This window comes from Populibacterium corticicola, from assembly GCF_042683685.1.
Classification (GTDB): Bacteria; Actinomycetota; Actinomycetes; order Actinomycetales; family Cellulomonadaceae; genus Timonella; species Timonella corticicola.
In genome coordinates this window covers 23,355-39,820 of the sequence record NZ_JBHUOP010000004.1, presented here as the reverse complement: position 1 = coordinate 39,820, position 16,466 = coordinate 23,355, and the positions used below count along the sequence as shown (strand labels likewise).

General features: G+C 60.5%; 10 protein-coding genes and 1 riboswitch. Of the genes, 5 read left to right on the top strand and 5 right to left on the bottom strand.

Annotated features, from left to right (window positions below; genetic code table 11):
• Positions 1 to 2: 2 nt before the first annotated feature.
• Positions 3 to 938, bottom strand: a complete 936-nt coding sequence (locus ACFSYH_RS09695; protein WP_377466745.1) for a general stress protein — start codon at positions 936 to 938, stop codon at positions 3 to 5.
• A gap of 169 nt (positions 939 to 1,107) precedes the next feature.
• On the opposite strand from ACFSYH_RS09695, the gene ACFSYH_RS09690 reads away from it, so the two are divergent.
• The 4 genes from ACFSYH_RS09690 (at position 1,108) to ACFSYH_RS09675 (ending at position 5,633) form a co-directional block, all read left to right on the top strand.
• Positions 1,108 to 2,442 (top strand): magnesium transporter MgtE N-terminal domain-containing protein, encoded by a 1,335-nt coding sequence (locus ACFSYH_RS09690; protein WP_377466744.1) that lies wholly within the window; start codon positions 1,108 to 1,110, stop codon positions 2,440 to 2,442.
• Positions 2,435 to 2,950, top strand: a complete 516-nt coding sequence (locus tag ACFSYH_RS09685) for a DUF1003 domain-containing protein (protein WP_377466743.1) — start codon at positions 2,435 to 2,437, stop codon at positions 2,948 to 2,950. Before ACFSYH_RS09690 ends, ACFSYH_RS09685 begins: the two co-directional genes overlap by 8 nt.
• 105 nt (positions 2,951 to 3,055) lie before the next feature.
• On the top strand, positions 3,056 to 4,201 hold the full coding sequence (locus tag ACFSYH_RS09680) for an Mrp/NBP35 family ATP-binding protein (RefSeq protein ID WP_377466742.1): 1,146 nt from the start codon (positions 3,056 to 3,058) through the stop codon (positions 4,199 to 4,201).
• Positions 4,202 to 4,430: 229 nt separating this feature from the next.
• Complete coding sequence (locus tag ACFSYH_RS09675; RefSeq protein ID WP_377466740.1) at positions 4,431 to 5,633, top strand: hypothetical protein; 1,203 nt, start codon at positions 4,431 to 4,433, stop codon at positions 5,631 to 5,633.
• Between the two features lie 148 nt (positions 5,634 to 5,781).
• Here the strand turns inward: ACFSYH_RS09675 and ACFSYH_RS09670 are convergent, their stop codons facing one another.
• From ACFSYH_RS09670 to glyA, 4 genes are all read right to left on the bottom strand, one after another.
• Entirely contained in the window at positions 5,782 to 6,597 is an 816-nt protein-coding gene (locus ACFSYH_RS09670; RefSeq protein ID WP_377466738.1) for an exodeoxyribonuclease III, read from the bottom strand.
• Between the two features lie 140 nt (positions 6,598 to 6,737).
• A complete protein-coding gene (locus ACFSYH_RS09665) occupies positions 6,738 to 11,729 on the bottom strand; it encodes an ExeM/NucH family extracellular endonuclease (protein ID WP_377466737.1) in 4,992 nt (1,663 codons plus the stop codon).
• Positions 11,730 to 12,340: 611 nt separating this feature from the next.
• On the bottom strand, positions 12,341 to 13,222 hold the full coding sequence (locus ACFSYH_RS09660) for a bifunctional methylenetetrahydrofolate dehydrogenase/methenyltetrahydrofolate cyclohydrolase (protein ID WP_377466736.1): 882 nt from the start codon (positions 13,220 to 13,222) through the stop codon (positions 12,341 to 12,343).
• A gap of 119 nt (positions 13,223 to 13,341) precedes the next feature.
• Positions 13,342 to 14,631 carry a serine hydroxymethyltransferase gene (glyA, locus tag ACFSYH_RS09655; protein WP_377466735.1) on the bottom strand — a complete coding sequence of 430 codons (1,290 nt, stop codon included), beginning with the start codon at positions 14,629 to 14,631 and terminating at the stop codon, positions 13,342 to 13,344.
• Positions 14,632 to 14,728: 97 nt separating this feature from the next.
• Positions 14,729 to 14,901, bottom strand: a riboswitch (ZMP/ZTP riboswitch).
• A 320-nt stretch (positions 14,902 to 15,221) separates the two neighbouring features.
• Here glyA and ACFSYH_RS09650 point away from each other — a divergent pair.
• On the top strand, positions 15,222 to 16,436 hold the full coding sequence (locus ACFSYH_RS09650; RefSeq protein WP_377466734.1) for an ROK family transcriptional regulator: 1,215 nt from the start codon (positions 15,222 to 15,224) through the stop codon (positions 16,434 to 16,436).
• Positions 16,437 to 16,466 lie beyond the last annotated feature (30 nt).

The window sequence follows — 16,466 nt, the reverse complement described above, 5'->3', positions numbered from 1 at the left end:
TTCTAATCGTCGGCTGGCGGGCTGAACGGATTGTCTGGGTTCTTCAGAGTCCTGCGCTGCGCGGCCTGATGATCCGGAGCATTCACATCAGTCGGGTTGACGGAATCCGCTTGGTTGACCTGCTCGGGACCACCGGTCTCATCCGTCCCAGTGGAGCTGATTGCCGACGAGTCCCCTGCATCGGTCGCAGGTGCTGTCGGCACGGGGTTGCCCTGCGGTGCGGTATGCCGTTCTACAAGCGCCGCCTCTCGTGCGGCTTTACGCTGAGCATCGAGTGCCTCGCCGTAGGTCAGAGGGCGCCCCGTTGGTCCTGTGACTGGTGGTACCTGGGATACCGGACCTGTTGTGGGCGGCGGGGGTGCCTGCCCCGCATCGGCGCGTACGCCGTACTTGGGCTCGCTGTCCATGATCGGGGCGGGACGCGACACCACTGTGGGTGTGGTTCGCACGGGGGCGTCGCCACCCATACCCTTCTCAGCAAGGATCGAGCGCGCCTTTCCCGCGGTCTGCGGTGCGCACAGCAGCACGTAACGGGCCGCCACGATCTGGCTCTGGGAGGTGAAGTCGCGCCGTCCACGCTGCAACGCATAGGAGATGACTGAGAAGAGCAGACCAAAAGCACCACCGATGACGATCGCTGGCAGGATCATGAGCATGTCACCCTGCTCCGAGAACAGGGACATGAGCAAACCGACGAACAGTCCGAACCAGGCACCCGAGGCAAAACCTGCGAATGCGGCGCGCGGGTAGGTGAGTCTTCCAGTGACCCGCTCGACCATGTGGAGGTCATGACCCACGATCGTGACGGTCTGGACCTCGAACCCCTCGTCTGAGAGCGTGTCAACTGCCTTTTGCGCGTTGAGATAGGTCGAATACACCGCGATCTCGTTGCCTGCAGGCATGGTCGGAACGTTCGGGGTGCTCTTGGGAGTCATCATGCTCATATCTTGATCTTGCCACTTTGCGGCTCAAGATTCCCCATGTAGTTACCGAACATGCGCATTTGTTTGCTGCAGGCGAAGATTGAGGCGCTGTTCGCCCAAGGACTCACGCGTGTTCGAGGACTATAAGCCACCCTTGAGCGCAAAAGTCAGTAGGCTTGGTTGAGTGAGCAGCATCGGCACCCAGGTTTTCGTAGGTCAACTCGCCGGCACCCCCGTATTCGACCCATTGGGCGATCAGGTGGGGCGCGTCCGCGATGTCGTTGTGCTGCTCCGGCTCACACGCGCGCCACGCGCAGTCGGACTCGTTGTCGAGGTCCCCGGTAAACGCCGAGTGTTCCTGCCGCTCACCCGCGTCACCGCGATTGACAGTGGTCAGGTCATCTCAACCGGCCTGCTCAACATGCGTAGGTTCGAGCAGCGTCAAACCGAGACCCTCGCTGTCGCTGAACTACTCGACCGCACGGTCACCCTCAAGGACGGTTCGGGGGATGCCACCATCGAGGATCTTGCGATCGAGAAGGTGCGCAGCGGCGACTGGGACGTCACCCGCCTGTTTGTCCGGCGCTTGGACCACAAGCCATCGGCGCTGCGGCTTCGTCGCCGCGGACACACGATGACTGTGGACATCGACGCGGTAAAGTCGCTCGCATTCACCGCTGAGGCCGAGGGAGCAGCATCCATCCTGGCTGCATACGGCGATCTCAAAGCCGCCGACCTCGCCGAGGCCCTCCACGCGCTCAGCGACTCACGCAGGCTTGAGGTCGCCTCCGCCCTCGATGACGAGCGCCTCGCCGATGTCCTTGAAGAGCTACCCGAGGACGACCAGGTCGCGATCTTGCAGTCACTCGACACGAGCCGCGCCGCAGACGTGCTAGAGAGCATGCAGCCGGACGATGCCGCCGACCTGCTCCATGAACTCCCGGAAAGCGAAGCCGAGGAACTCCTCGAGGCAATGGAGCCTGAAGAGGCAGAGGACGTGCGCCGTCTGCTCACCTATGACGAGGACACGGCGGGTGGAATGATGACCACGGAACCGGTCATCCTCGCCCCAGAGACCTCGATCGCCCAGGCCCTCGCCCACATCCGCAGGGAAGACCTGTCCCCCTCGCTAGCCTCGACCGTCTTCGTGGTGCGCCCTCCGCTTGAGACCCCCACGGGTAAGTTCCTTGGCGTGGTCCACTTTCAACGCATGCTGCGTGAGGCACCGCACGCCTCCATTGGCTCGATCATCGATTCGCAGGTCGAGTCAGTGTCCACAGACGCGACACTGCTGCAGGTGTCTCGGGCACTCGCAACCTACAACCTGATGGCCATCCCCGTTGTGGATGCAGAACGCAGGTTGGTGGGTGCCGTGTCAGTGGATGACGTACTCGACCATATGCTTCCAGAAGACTGGCGTGAACATAACGATCACGAGATACCGGAAACACCCAGGAAATCCACCGGGCAGGTGACCCCCGCCCCACACACCTCAGAAGGAGGGCAGCCACGTGGCTAACCGTCTCGACACGCCAAAAGAAGCCAAACGCGGCTGGCTGCCGTTTCGTCGTCGTGCAAAGCGAAACGAAGACTCCTTCGGGCAGAGTGCCGAGGGAATCGCTCGGTTCATGGGCACTCCGAAGTTCCTCGTGTGGATGACCATCTTCTGCCTGGTCTGGCTCGCCTGGAACACATTCGCTCCAGAGAATGTGCGGTTCGATAAGGCTGCAAACGGCTTCACCGCGCTTACGCTTATGCTGTCGTTGCAGGCGTCCTACTCCGCACCGCTCATCCTGCTTGCACAGAACAGGCAGGCAGACCGCGACCGGGTCAGCGCCGAACAGGACCGGCAACGTGCGGAGCGCAATCTCGCGGACACCGAGTACCTTGCCCGCGAGATGGCTGCCGTCCGCATTGCGCTCGGGGAGGTCGCCACGCGTGACTTCATCCGTTCTGAGCTACGGAACCTACTCGAGGAGATCGATCGCGAACGTCACGCGGACGAAAGCGAACAGAACTCGAAGTAAATCGGGCAAGGCGCTTGCCCATCCACACTCGTATGCCATGCAATCCATGTCACATAGGTCACTCGACTCGCGGGACAACCACTTCCACTCGATAGACTTGGGTCTATGCCTGCACACGACACCGTTGCCTTGACCGCTGCGCTGACCACCGCACTGAGCAAGGTTATCGATCCCGAGATCCGCAAGCCCATCACCGAGTTGAAGATGGTGCGCTCAATTGAGATACGCGAGGGAGCGGGAAAGACCACCGCCGTTATCGGAATCGATCTGACAACGTCCGGGTGCCCAATGCGTGACACGATCGTGGATCGGGTCAAGACCGCCGCACGCACGGTGGCTGGTGTTGACGAGATTTTGGTGGAACTCGGAGCGATGGATGCCGCTCAGCGTGAGGAACTGCGCGTCATGCTCCGCGGTTCTGCCACGCCGGTCATCCCTTTCACCCAGCCGGGAAACCTCACCAAAATCTACGCCATCGGCTCCGGTAAGGGTGGCGTGGGCAAGTCCACCGTGACCGCGAACCTGGCAGCAGCGATGGCCCAACAGGGCATCAAGGTTGGTGTCATCGACGCAGACATCTACGGCTTCTCGATCCCACGGTTGCTGGGAGTCGCATCCCAACCCACTCGTGTCGACTCCATGCTCCTTCCTCCTATCGCACACGAGGTCAAAGTCGTCTCCATCGGAATGTTTGTGCCATCGGGACAACCGGTCGTATGGCGCGGACCGATGTTGCACCGGGCACTCGAACAGTTCCTGACAGATGTGTACTGGGGTGATCTCGACGTACTGCTGCTCGACCTGCCACCAGGCACTGGAGACATCGCCATCTCGGTGGCCCAACTCCTACCGAACAGTGAGATCCTGACCGTGACCACCCCGCAGGCTGCGGCAGCCGAGGTTGCCGAACGCTCCGGCTCAATCGCCCTACAGACCAACCAGGGGCTTGTGGGAGTCGTCGAGAACATGGCGTGGCTCGAACAAGAGGATGGCACCCGCCTTGAGATCTTTGGCTCCGGCGGCGGACAGAGCGTTTCCGATTCGCTGTCCAAGCTGACAGGTACCGATGTACCCCTCCTCGGACAGATCCCCCTCGACATCAACCTACGCGAGGCCGGGGACGACGGTGTGCCCGTGGTCCTCTCCGCGCCAGATTCCCCCGCGGCTCGTGCGCTGAGCAATGTGGCCCTATCCCTCACTCAACGCGAGCGCGGCTTGTCCGGTATGCGTCTCAACATCTCACCCGTCTAGGGCTCCCCGTAGGATCATCGCTACGGGACATTCACCACACACAGCACGTTCCCGTTCAATCCACCACCGACAGCACCGGAGTAGACACATGGAATTCGGACGAACAGCGCCTGCCACCGCCGCCCACTCTCGCAGGATCGTGGCGGCCCTAGCAGTGGGGACTCTCACTCTGTCAGTTGGAGCCTGTTCGTCACATGACAACCCCACGGCTTCCCCATCAGCGTCAGCAGTGCGTGTCGCTCCCATCTTTGAAGCAATCGGGATAGCAGGGCCGGAATATCAGGAGTTCGAGGCATCGCTCATCAACTCCTACGAGCAGGGGCTGGCCGAGTGCCTGAAAGAGGCAGGCTTCGAGCACACCCCGCACCCGCCCCGCCAAGTCAATCCTGTCAACGACAAAGACGAGTATCTTGAACAGGCGAAAGCAAGTGGCTACGGCATAATCACCCAGAGCGATGGGGTGGCGTTCCCCGAGGACGACCCCCGAGAACGCTTCCCGTACTATGCGATCGACGCTGAGACCTCGGCAACCAACCAAAAGACCCACGAAGATGCCGTGAACACCAACACCGCGTATCAAGACTCCCTCACCGACGAGGAATACGACGAGTATCAGTCGGCGCGCTACGGGGATTTCTCCGAGGATGACTTTGTCGTGGACGAAGACGGCAATATCGTACCCGTCGAACCAGAGACTGATGACACCACAACAGCAAGTTGCGAAGAGCAAGTGGCAGGCTATCTGACTGATCCCGCCGCGGAAATCCTCGACAGCGAGGAGTTCAAGGATATCAACGATCTTCTCGCTGACTTCTACGAGACCGTCGATTCCGCGGACGCTATCGTTGCCGCCTACCAGCCATGGAGCGTATGCATCGCCGACGCCACCGGCGAGGAGGCAACTCACCCCTCAGAGCTCATCGCGCGCATCACCGAAGAATTCGGGGCACTCCTTGAAGAGGCTGGAGTCTTCGACGATGAGGACAACGAGGATGCACTGAACGAGTTTCTCCTCGAACAGGAGGAAAACGACTACGAGATCGATCTTGAAGATGACCTGGACGAAGAGGCGGATGAGGAATTCGACCTTGACTTCCTTGAGGACGACGAGGAGTTCCTAGACGAGGACGAGGAACTCCTCGACGACATCGAGTTCGATGAGGAATATGAGGAGTTCGATGAGGACGGCAGCGAAGAGTTTGACGCTGCCTCGTACGCTGAGGAACTCGGCCTCGAACCAGCAGCGCTCGTGGCGCTCCTTGAACGCGAGACAAAGCTCGCAGCGGCAGATGTTGAGTGCCGTTTCTCAACCGGACACTTTGACTCGATCCGCACCGCTCAGGCCGAACTCGAAGAGCAGTTCATCACCGAGCACAAGGCCGAGTTGGACCGTCTGGCCACAGCGATCCGCGAGGCCCGTGCAGCGATCTGATCTGGTGCCTCTTGCCAATCACACCCTGTCTGCCTGGTTAGACGTTCGCGCCTAAAAGGCCACGTTCGATGGAGGCCGACAACCCAAACGAAAAGGCTGGTACCGCAGGATTCCTGCGGTACCAGCCTTTTCGTCACCGATCAGAGGCTCACGACAGATCGTAGTCCACCAACAGTGGCGCGTGGTCGGACCAGCGTGTGTCATAGGACGGAGCGCGGTCAACGCGCGGGTTCGCAGCCAACGATTCGAGCGCAGGGGTCACGAGTTGGTAGTCGATCCTCCAGCCAGCGTCGTTGTCGAACGCCTGACCGCGATTCGACCACCACGTGTACGGTCCTGGTACGTCCCCCGCGAACTTGCGTGCGACATCCACCCAACCAGCAGCAAACCAGCGGTCCAGGTAGGCGCGTTCCTCGGGCAGGAAACCTGCGGTCTTGAGGTTCCCCTTCCAGTTCTTGATGTCGTTGTTGGTGTGCGCAATGTTGATGTCACCGGCAACGATCACCTTGCTACCCGACTCCATCAGTTCTGCGAGGCGCAGGGACACCCGGTCCAGGTGGCTGTACTTCTGGTCCATTTTCGGTGTGCCCGCAGTACCGGAGTGAATGTAGGTCGACACGACGGTCAACTCGTCTCCGCCAGGGAGTTTCAGGTCCGCTTCGACCCAGCGTCCAGTGTCAACGTCTGGCTCCAATGCACCGTCCTCCAGCCCGCTTGCCAGACCGATGCGCTTCACGTGCGCATCCTCGCGAGTTGCGATGGCGACGCCTGCCCGTCCCTTCACGTTGCAGGCTTGGTGGATGAGTTTCCAGTTCGCACCTAGCAGGTCATCCACGATCTCGTCCGGTGCGCGCACCTCCTGCATGAGGACGACATCGGGTGCCGTGGTCTCAAGCCACTCCCCCATGCCCTTGCGGAAGGCGGCACGAATGCCATTTACATTGACGGTTGCAACAGTGAACATGGGCTTAATCATCTCCTATCTCACGCAGCGGGGACAACTGGCACGGCCAGGTTTTCGATTGGCCGACCACAGACAGGGGCGGGCACCGCATATGCGATACCCGCCCCTGTTGTGTCCACTAACGAGTAGCGTTCACCGTGTCAACGGCCTACGTAGTACCTCGCCGATCCCGTGGACTTCGCGGTCGCCGTGTTGCCCGCGTAGCTCACCTTGTAGGTGTAGTTACCCCAGGAGTAGGGACGTTGCACCGTGATGGTTGCCCTACCCTTCGACAACTTCTCGCTGTAGGTCCTGCCATTGACCGTGAGGGTCACCTTTCCAGTAGCCCGCTCCTTGGCACTGACGGTCACCTTGACGGTACGCCCGCCGTTGGACACGGCCACCTTGGTCGTGGACTTCTGCTTTTTGACAGTGGCCTTCACACTCTTGCTGGTTGCCGCGCTAACCTGAGAGTCTCCAACGTAGCGTGCACTCAAGGTGTACTTGCCCGGCTTGAGCTTCGGCAGTTTCACTGTTGCCGTTGCCGTGTTTCCGGCTGCCTTCTTGAGGGTCGCGGTTGCGATCTTCTTCTTGCCGTTGCGGATCTCAATCTTTCCGGTTGGGCGCACGCTGTCACCGCGTACGGTCACCTTGATGGTGGCCTTTGATGGATAGGTCACTGTTTTCTTGCTGAGGGTTGCAGTGACTTTCGCGGTGGTCTTACCGGTTTTGACAACCAGTTCCTTGGAACTGGTTTCCGTGCCCTTGGCTGGTGTGAACACTGCGACGAGACGGTGTGTTCCAGCCTTGAACGTGGCGTCGACCTTGGCCTGGCCGTTCTTGACGGTGGTAGTCGCGATGGTCTTGTTGCCCTCACGAATCTTGACCGAACCGTTCAGCCCCGCGCTGCCTTCCCTTGCTGTCACGGTAAGGGTTGTCTTCTTACCTGCAACGGACTTTCCTGCTGTGAGCGTGACGGTGGTCTTACCCACTGGCTGCTCGGCTGGAGCGACCGTGATGGTGACCGCTTTGGAGTTCACCGACGACCCAGAGGTGGGCGTGAACACTGCGACGAGGGTGTGCTTGCCCTCTGTGAGAACCACGTCGATCTTCGCCTGACCTGCCTTGGCGGTTCCGCTTGCGATGGTCTTGTTGCCCTCGCGGATGTCGACCTTGCCGTCCAGCTTGACGCCATCCTGCGTAACGGTGATCGTCAGCGGCGTCTTCTGCCCGGCGACTGCCTTACCAGCCGTCAGCGTAACGATTGTCTCGGCTGGGGTGGGTGGATCGGCAGCCTCCACCTTGGCTGGTAGGGCGATGGTGGTTCCCGATGGATTGGCGACGAGCACCAGGCTTCCAGCACCGACTGCACCTTCCGGCACAGTCAGATCGGCCGTCACACTGTTGCCACTGATCGTGACCGTTCCGGCGGGGACCGAACCGGTCAGGGTTCCACCCGTCCACGTGGCCACCAGCTCCGTGTTGGCAGGAGCACCGAGCGAGAAGACATTCAGTCGAGCAAGGTTGAGGCTGACGTTCTCTCCAACCTTGGCTGCCACCTCACCGTCAAATCCCTCGACGCTGACTCCGGACCGCGCGAAGCTCGGTTCCAGATCCTCATGTGTCTGTAGGTAGCTCACCCACGCGTCCCGGTCAATGAGCCCGGAGTCGCGGGTTCCGGTTGCGCTGTTGAACACTCGGAAGTTGTCGCCACCCTGAGCCAGGAAGGAGAAGGTACCGATCGTGTATGTTGCGGCCGGGTCGATAGGCTGTCCGTCAATCGTGATCGACGTGATGCGGTCTCCCAGGGCTCGGCTCTCGTCATACGTGTAGGTCACGTTCTCAGAGAGTCCGAGTTGGAGGTAGGGCCGCGATGGGATGGAACCATCTGGGTTGGTCTGCCACTGTTGCTCAAGCATGGTCTTGACCTGGGCGCCAGTGAGGTTGGTGGTCCAGAGGTTGTTCACGAACGGAAGGACTGCGTTAGCCTCCGCGTAGGTGATCGTTCCGTCCTCGCCCTTCATACGCAGGTCTGCACGCAGACCACCTGGGTTGACCACGCCGATGTCTGCGCCGCCGCGTTCTTCAGCGGCGAGAGTCTCGCGCAGTGAGTCAGCGACAAGGTTGCCGAGCGCGGAGGCCTCGGCGCGGTTGTCCCGTGCGCCATCCGATCCTGCGGTGAACTTACCGTCCACGTACTCGCCACCTGTGAACGCCGAGGTGATGTCCGCGGCGATCGAGCCGACGGGCTTGCCACCTTCCACTTGGGCGTATGCGAGCGCCGCGTCAACGATTGTCTTGACTTCCTCGACTCGAGGATAGGTTGACACGAGAGTTGCGTCGTCCGTGGTTACGCGGGCCACGTTGGTTGCGGTCGCGTTGAGTACTTCCTTGGTGTTCTTGTCCACGGTCAAACTGATGTGGCCGATGTTCTCACCGTAGCTTCCGGTCTGAACGACTGGTCGCTTTGCCTTGTTGCCGTTGTCTGCGAGCCACGCGTACTGCTTGTGGGTGTGGCCGGTGAAGATCGCCGAGACGTTCTCATCCGTTTGGGTCACGATCTTTGCAAAGGCACCGCCCGCGGCGATCTCCTGGGTCAACGAGGACCCATCTGGTGTTCCCGCTCCGGCACCCTCGTGGTAGAGAGCGACGATGACGTCTGCTTCGTCGTTGTCCTCGTTGCCGTCGGTGAGTTGCTCAGCCACGCGGTTGACTGCGGCGACAGGATCACCGAAATCAAGGGACGCGATGCCACCTGGGGACACAAGGGTTGGGGTCTCCTCGGTGACAGCACCGATCACACCGACACGAACACCATCAACGTCAAAGAGGTCATATTCCTTGAGCGCAGGGTTCTCGGTTCCCTTGTGGTAGACGTTGGCACCAAGATAGTTGAAGTCGGATTCATCGCTGACCCGACCGATGAGGTCGTCCATCCCCTGATCGAACTCGTGGTTTCCGACCGCCGAGGTCGCCAGGTCAAGTGCGTTGAGAACGTCAAGGGTTGGCTTGTCCTGCGCCACTGAGGATGCAAAGAGCGATGCGCCGATGTTGTCACCTGCCGATAGGAACAGGGTGTTGTCCTCACCGCTCTCGGCGCGCAACTTCTCAATCGTCCCAGCGAACTTGACGGTGTTGGCGTCGATGCGTCCGTGGAAGTCGTTGATGTCAATCAGGTGAATATCGGTGACGTCTGATTCGCCACCGAGAATTCCCAGAATGACTGGGTCATGGTCCGAGGATCGATAAGCGTCTGGCGCGTAGAACAGGGTTCCGTGGTAGTTGTGGCGGCTGTATTCGAGAGCGATGGATTCTGGTGAGTTGATCTCCCAGACATCCGATCCGGTCACGCGGTCCGCGAATGATTCCGAGTACAACACATGGTCGAGCGATCCAGACAGGCCCTGGTACGAATAGGAGTACTCGCCAGCGTTGTGTTCCTTGGTCGCGTTCTTGTATCCCGCGTTGTAGAAGACCTGCATTGGGTCTTCTTGGGCGTAGGAGTTAAAGTCGCCGAGAAGCGCTACGTCTTCGACAGTCCTGCCGGTTTCGCTCTTGATGGTTACGAGTGCCTGGGGCACCCAGTCCGCGAGCGCTTGGGCTTGAGCGATGCGTGAGGCGTTCGATGCGCCCTGTCCATCGCCGGCGTCCGCATCGCCTTCCAGTGGTCCTGCCGAGCCCTTCGACTTGAAGTGGTTGACCACAACGAAGAATGGCTCGCCGCCACCAACTGGCACGAATGCCTGACCTATTGGCTCGCGGGCGTTGACGTATGGCTGTCCCGTTGCGCTCGCGTTACCGAGTGCACGGGATGTTCCAACCGGCTGAACCTCGTCCTTTTGGTAGATGATCGCGTTGGTGATCACGTCCTGCTGAGCAATTTCTGGAAGGTCGCTGGAGGAACGAACATAGTCCCACTTGTCGCTTTGCGCCGCAGCGTTGAGTTTTTCAACCAGGGTTGCGGTTGCCTCGTCTGCGGTTTCGCCGAGCTTCGCGGAGTTCTCGATCTCCATGAGACCGATGACCGATGCATCGACCTTGTTGATCGCTGCAACGATCTTGTCTTCTTGACGTTTCAGGTTCTCTGCATTCCACGCGCCTCGTGGACCGTTGTCTGGGCACGAATTGACCGTGATTGGGTTACCCGCACGATCTTTGTAGTTCGTGCAGGTCTGGGACCAGTCCTCGCCCGTTGTGGTGAAGTAGTTCAGCACGTTGAACGCGGCGATCGTGTGGGTTGCGGCCCCAAGCTTGTCTGAGTCAGGCGAGGTGGTTCGCGTGTTGCTGAATGTGGCGACCTCTTCGCCTGCTGGGGTGGCAGACGTCGGGTTGAGTTTCCAGGTGTTGTTGCGGTAGTCCACAATGACCGAGTCCGCGAAGGTCGCTGCTGCTCCAACCCGCACAGGGTTTTCAACCGACACGTAGGGTGGAGTCAACCCTGAGTTCGCCGAACTCAGGAAGTTTGTGGTTGCGCCATCGTCAAGCGTGACCGCACGACGGGCGTTGTCGGCCTCAACGTCCGCTGCCTCTGAAGTGTTTGGGCGTGCAAGGTCGGTTGGTTGTTCGAGCGGCTTCGTGCCGAACGCGAGACCGACTTCACCGTACTGGTTGGTCGAGTAGGTGTTCGAGACGGTGTACGTACCTGCTGGTGCCACCAACATCGATTCGTAGACCTCACGTGCCTCGTCAGTTTCAGGCCATTCGAGGGCAATGGGTTCAGGTACCGTGAAGTCCTCGTCTGCCACAGGGGCGACGGTCGGGTTGCTGAGTTGGGTTAGCCCATTGAATTCGCCGGGCGTACCGGTAACCTCGACGAAGTCTCCTACCGCGGGATAGGTGTCCACTGCGGCGGTGTTTAGGTAGACGAAGATCGCGTCCGATGCGTCAACGGTCTTGTTGCTGGGGCCGGTTCCCTCGGTTTGGATAACAAAACCTCTGAAACCACCGGTCGGGTACGCGGCAGTGACAACACCGCGAGTGGTTACGGTTCCAGTGAGGGTGGTTGCAGGTCCTGTGCCCTGAATTTCCGCGATGGATGTTATTCCATTCGCGGCGGCTGGGGCTGCGACGATTGTTGCCATGGGCGCCGCAAGCAATGCGCTTGCAAGCAGCGAGGCTACACCTCTGCGCAGCGTGGTTCTCCGCTGTGTCATGTCTTGTCCTTGTCCTGCGTCTGTGTGGTTCGGTGGCCGGTCTTGGCCTGATAACGCAACGGGGCAAAAATATCGAAGCAGTTCAAACTCCGAGCGACATATAGTTGAACGCTTGACGTTGACGTGCTCCTCAGTCGCCACTTCCTTGTGTACGCGAGTTCCTTTTGCCCTGTAGGGGCAATGCAACCACTCTCATCAAACGTTTGACGACTGCTAATTTTTACGTTGAGACAATTTGTCTCATTTCTGCATGGGCATAATTCCCTATGGACTTCACCCCACGTAAAGCGCTTGACCATCAGCCAGCCGCGCCATCAGCTCGCCAGTAACGTGCGGTGGATCACTTTTTGGCGCATTTGGGCCGTTTTCACGCATCACTCTCACTCACCCGAGAGACACCCTTTGACAGGCATCGCCCAAAAGACCCTTGACATGCAAGTATGTTGCGCGCACAAATTCCACGATTGCCGTAAACCACATTTTTGAGACACCTGTCCATTAGTTGGAATAGACCATGTGCCGGATAGGTGGTTGGCCGAGATGCAAAGCGGCCCGCCCCTCATGATGAGGAGCGGGCCGAATGAGAGGCGCGATACCCCGCGTACAAGCGTTCAGCGAGAATTGCGTTCCGCCGTCGCGACGACGTTTTCAAGGAGGAACGCACGGGTCATCGGACCGACTCCGCCTGGGTTCGGGGAGATCCAGCCAGCAACCTCTGCCGCGGCAGGGTCGACGTCCCCCACCACCTTGGATTTCCCGGTCTCCGGGTCGGTCGCACGCGAGACACCAACATCAATCAGAACCGACCCCGGCTTCACCCATTCGGCCTTGACGATGCCTGGAACACCTGCGGCACCGATCACCACGTCTGCCTGACGGATATGGCCTTCAAGGTCCACGGTCCCCGTGTGCGTGAGGGTCACGGTCGCGTTGACGGCCCTGCGGGTCAACAGCAGGCCGATCGAACGGCCCACGGTGGTGCCGCGGCCGACAACCACGACGTGCTTGCCTGCGAGCGAGACGCCGTTGCGTTCAATGAGGCCAATGATGCCAGCGGGGGTGCATGGCAGCGGGGAGTCGATCTCCTCGTTGACGCGCAGGACAAGACGGCCGAGGTTGGTCGGGTGCAAGCCGTCTGCATCCTTCGCCGGGTCAATGAGTTCGAGGATCTTGTTGGTGTCCACGCCCTTGGGCAGAGGCAACTGCACGATGTAGCCGGTGCATTCGGGGTTGTCGTTCAGCCGTTCAATTGCGGCGATGATGTCTGCTTCCGAGGCATCGCCCGGTAGGTCCTCGCGGATCGAGGATATCCCAACCTCAGCGCAGTCGCGGTGCTTTCCTGCGACGTACCACTGTGAGCCAGGGTCCTCGCCTACGAGCAGTGTGCCGAGCCCTGGTACAACACCTTTGTCCGCAAGCGCTGCAACACGGGTTTTGAGTTCTTCTTTGATTGCGGCCGCCGCCGCCTTGCCATCGAGAATCTGTGCGGTCATGTCTTCACCTTCACTTAAGATGCCACGAGTATGTGCGGCGCAACGCTGGCTCACGGGCGAGCGGGGCCGTAAGACACAAGATGGGCCGCTGCGAACGCGGCCCATCTCATGTGGTGTCTTTAGTACTGCGCCAACTCCGGGTACAGTTCGAAGCTGTCGGCCAGTTTGGTGACCCGTGCACGCAGAGCCTCAACGTCGGCGGACTGACCGGCCTTGAGTGCTTCAGCGATAATGTCGGCCACCTCGGTGAACTCGGTGTCGCCGAAGCCACGGGCCGCGAGCGCCGGGGTACCGATACGCAGACCGGAGGTGACCGCTGGCGGGCGTGGGTCGAATGGGATGGCGTTGCGGTTCACGGTGATGCCCACCTCGTGGAGGAGGTCTTCGGCCTGCTGCCCATCGAGTGGGGACTTGCGCAGGTCAACGAGCACGAGGTGAACATCGGTGCCACCGGTCAACACGGTGACGCCCGCTTCGGTGACGTCTGGCTGGATGAGCCGCTCCGCGATGATCTTTGCGCCGCGCAGTACGCGCTCTTGACGCTCCTTGAACTCGTCGCTTCCGGCGATCTTGAACGCGACGGCCTTCGCTGCGATGACGTGCATGAGAGGGCCACCCTGCTGGCCTGGGAAGACCGCAGAGTTGAGCTTCTTGCCGTATTGCTCCTTGGCAAGGATGAAACCGGAACGTGGACCGCCGATGGTCTTGTGCACGGTCGAGGAGACAACATCCGAGTGTGGGACTGGACTTGGGTGCAGGCCAGCGGCAACGAGTCCGGCAAAGTGGGCCATGTCAGTCCACAGGTAGGCGCCAACCTCATCGGCGATAGAGCGGAATGCCTCGAAGTCGATGTGCCGCGGATATGCGGACCAACCGGCGATCAGCACGTTTGGACGCTCAGCAAGAGCCTGCTCTCGGACCTTGTCCATGTCCAGGCGCGAGGTCTCTTCCTCAACGCCGTACGCAGCGACCTGGTAGAGCTTTCCGGAGAAGTTGATCTTCATACCGTGGGTCAGGTGACCGCCATGCGCAAGGTTCAAACCCATGATCTTGTCGCCGGCGTTGATGAGCGCGTGCAGCACGGCGGCGTTTGCCTGGGCACCAGCGTGGGGCTGGACGTTCGCGTATTCCGCGCCGAATAGTTCCTTTGCGCGGGTGATCGCGAGGTTCTCGGCGATGTCCACCTCTTCGCAGCCACCGTAGTAGCGCTTGCCTGGGTAGCCCTCGGCGTATTTGTTGGTCAGAACCGACCCCTGCGCCTGCAGCACGGAGCGAGGCACGAAGTTCTCGGATGCGATCATCTCGAGAGTGCCGCGCTGACGTGCGAGTTCACCATCGAGTACAGCGGCGATTTCTGGGTCGACCTGAGCGAGGCCCTGATTCATCACCGATTCGTTGTGGGCAGTCATGATTCTCCTTGTCAGTGCGGAGGTTTCCGCGGACGTGTGAAACTGCAGTGTGCTCAGACGGAAATAAGACAGACCGGTTCAGCACACACTCGTGTGGTGACCGGGCCCAGGCGAACGACCCTAAGTCGAGATAAAGTGTCACTCCCCGGTGGTAACCCACCACGCCTGCAATGTTAGGCCGCACTCCAGGTAAGTGAGTGAAACCGACACCATGTGAACGCTCTGGATGCGTTCCTGTTTGGGCAGACTGCGCCAGTCGTGACTGTGCACAATCCTAACGGATTGCGCGGGCGCGTGGTAGTCACAGTCGCCTAGAGCCAAGTCACACTTACGCAAGTTGATGCTGGGACGTGACCGACTCGTCGGCAATCCGTGCGTGAGCGCACTCGCGCGTTCTCCCTACCGTGTGCGAGCGCTGGGTTCTCCATTCACGACGTCTGCATACGCGTTTTTACGCGCTCTCAAAGAGAGCGGCACATTGACGACGATACGGCGGCTGCCACGGCCGCGCCCTCCCTGCAGGACGCGCTAGAAGCTCCGTGTCGGGGAATATTCGCCTAGAAACCGCAACTCCCGCTAAAGTTCAAGATGTGAACGCAAAGCCTCCCACAGTCGGGTCGCAGTCCTCGCTCCGCGAACAGAATCGTTCGCGGATCATCGACGCGATCAAACAGTTCGGCGGGCTCACACAAATCGAGCTCGCGGGTGCCACAGGACTGTCCGCGGCGACTGTGTCCAACATCGTGAAAGAACTGACAGCCCACGGCGTTGTCAACACGAGCTACTCGATCCGATCCGGACGTCGCGCACAGCAGGTGACCCTCGCGCGCACCCCTGGCGTCATCGCCGCCCTGCAATTCGGGATTCGCTCGATGCGCGTGGCGCTTGCGGACACCTCCGGCACGATCGTCACCCAGAACTCTCAACCACTCGGCGCAGACCACCGCGCAGACGCGGGCCTCGACCGGGCTGCGCTACTCATTGCGGACATGCTCGAAACCGTCGATGCGGACCCGCAAGAACTCATCGGCCTGTCCATCGCGCTGCCTGCGCCCGTGAACCTTGAGACGGGACAGATCTCCTCACCCGGTATTCTGCGCGGCTGGGACAACGTCCGCGTCGCTGACGTGATGGCCGAACGCATGAACAAACCGGTCTGGGTGGCCAACGCGTCCAATATGGGGGCGCTCGGGGAACTTCGCGCGGGAGCCGCCCTGGGCGCGCAAAACGCCCTCTACATCCAAGCAGGCCAGGGTATCGGCGCGGGACTGATCATCAACGGGCAACTGTTCTGGGGCGCCAACGGATCAGCCGGCGAATTCGGGCACATGACGGTCAATCCCGACGGCGCGATCTGTCGTTGCGGTAATCGAGGTTGCCTCGAGACCGAGGCTGGCGCCTCAGTCCTGCTCGACTCTCTGCGCGTCAGTCACGGTGTCCTCACGCTCAAGGATCTACTGCGCCATGCGATGGAAGGCGACCTCGGCTGCAGTCGAGTCATCTCCGACGCCGGGCGCAAGATCGGCCTTGCCGCCGCCAACCTCGGTAACGTGTTCAATCCCGAGCGCATTATCGTAGGCGGCGAACTCACCCAAGCGGGCACAACCCTACTCGACCCCATCCGTGAGGCGATCGCCCGCTATTCGCTACCCGGCGTTGCCGACGCAGTCCAAGTGGTCCCTGGAAAACTCGGCGCGGATGCCGAACTGACAGGTGCGATCCACTACGCACTATCCCGGGCAGAAGCCGCCAATCTGCTCAACAACCTTGCCGCCCCCGCCACCAATCGAATGGAGGACCAGTGAACGACGACGTCACAACCGGTCCGCTGACGT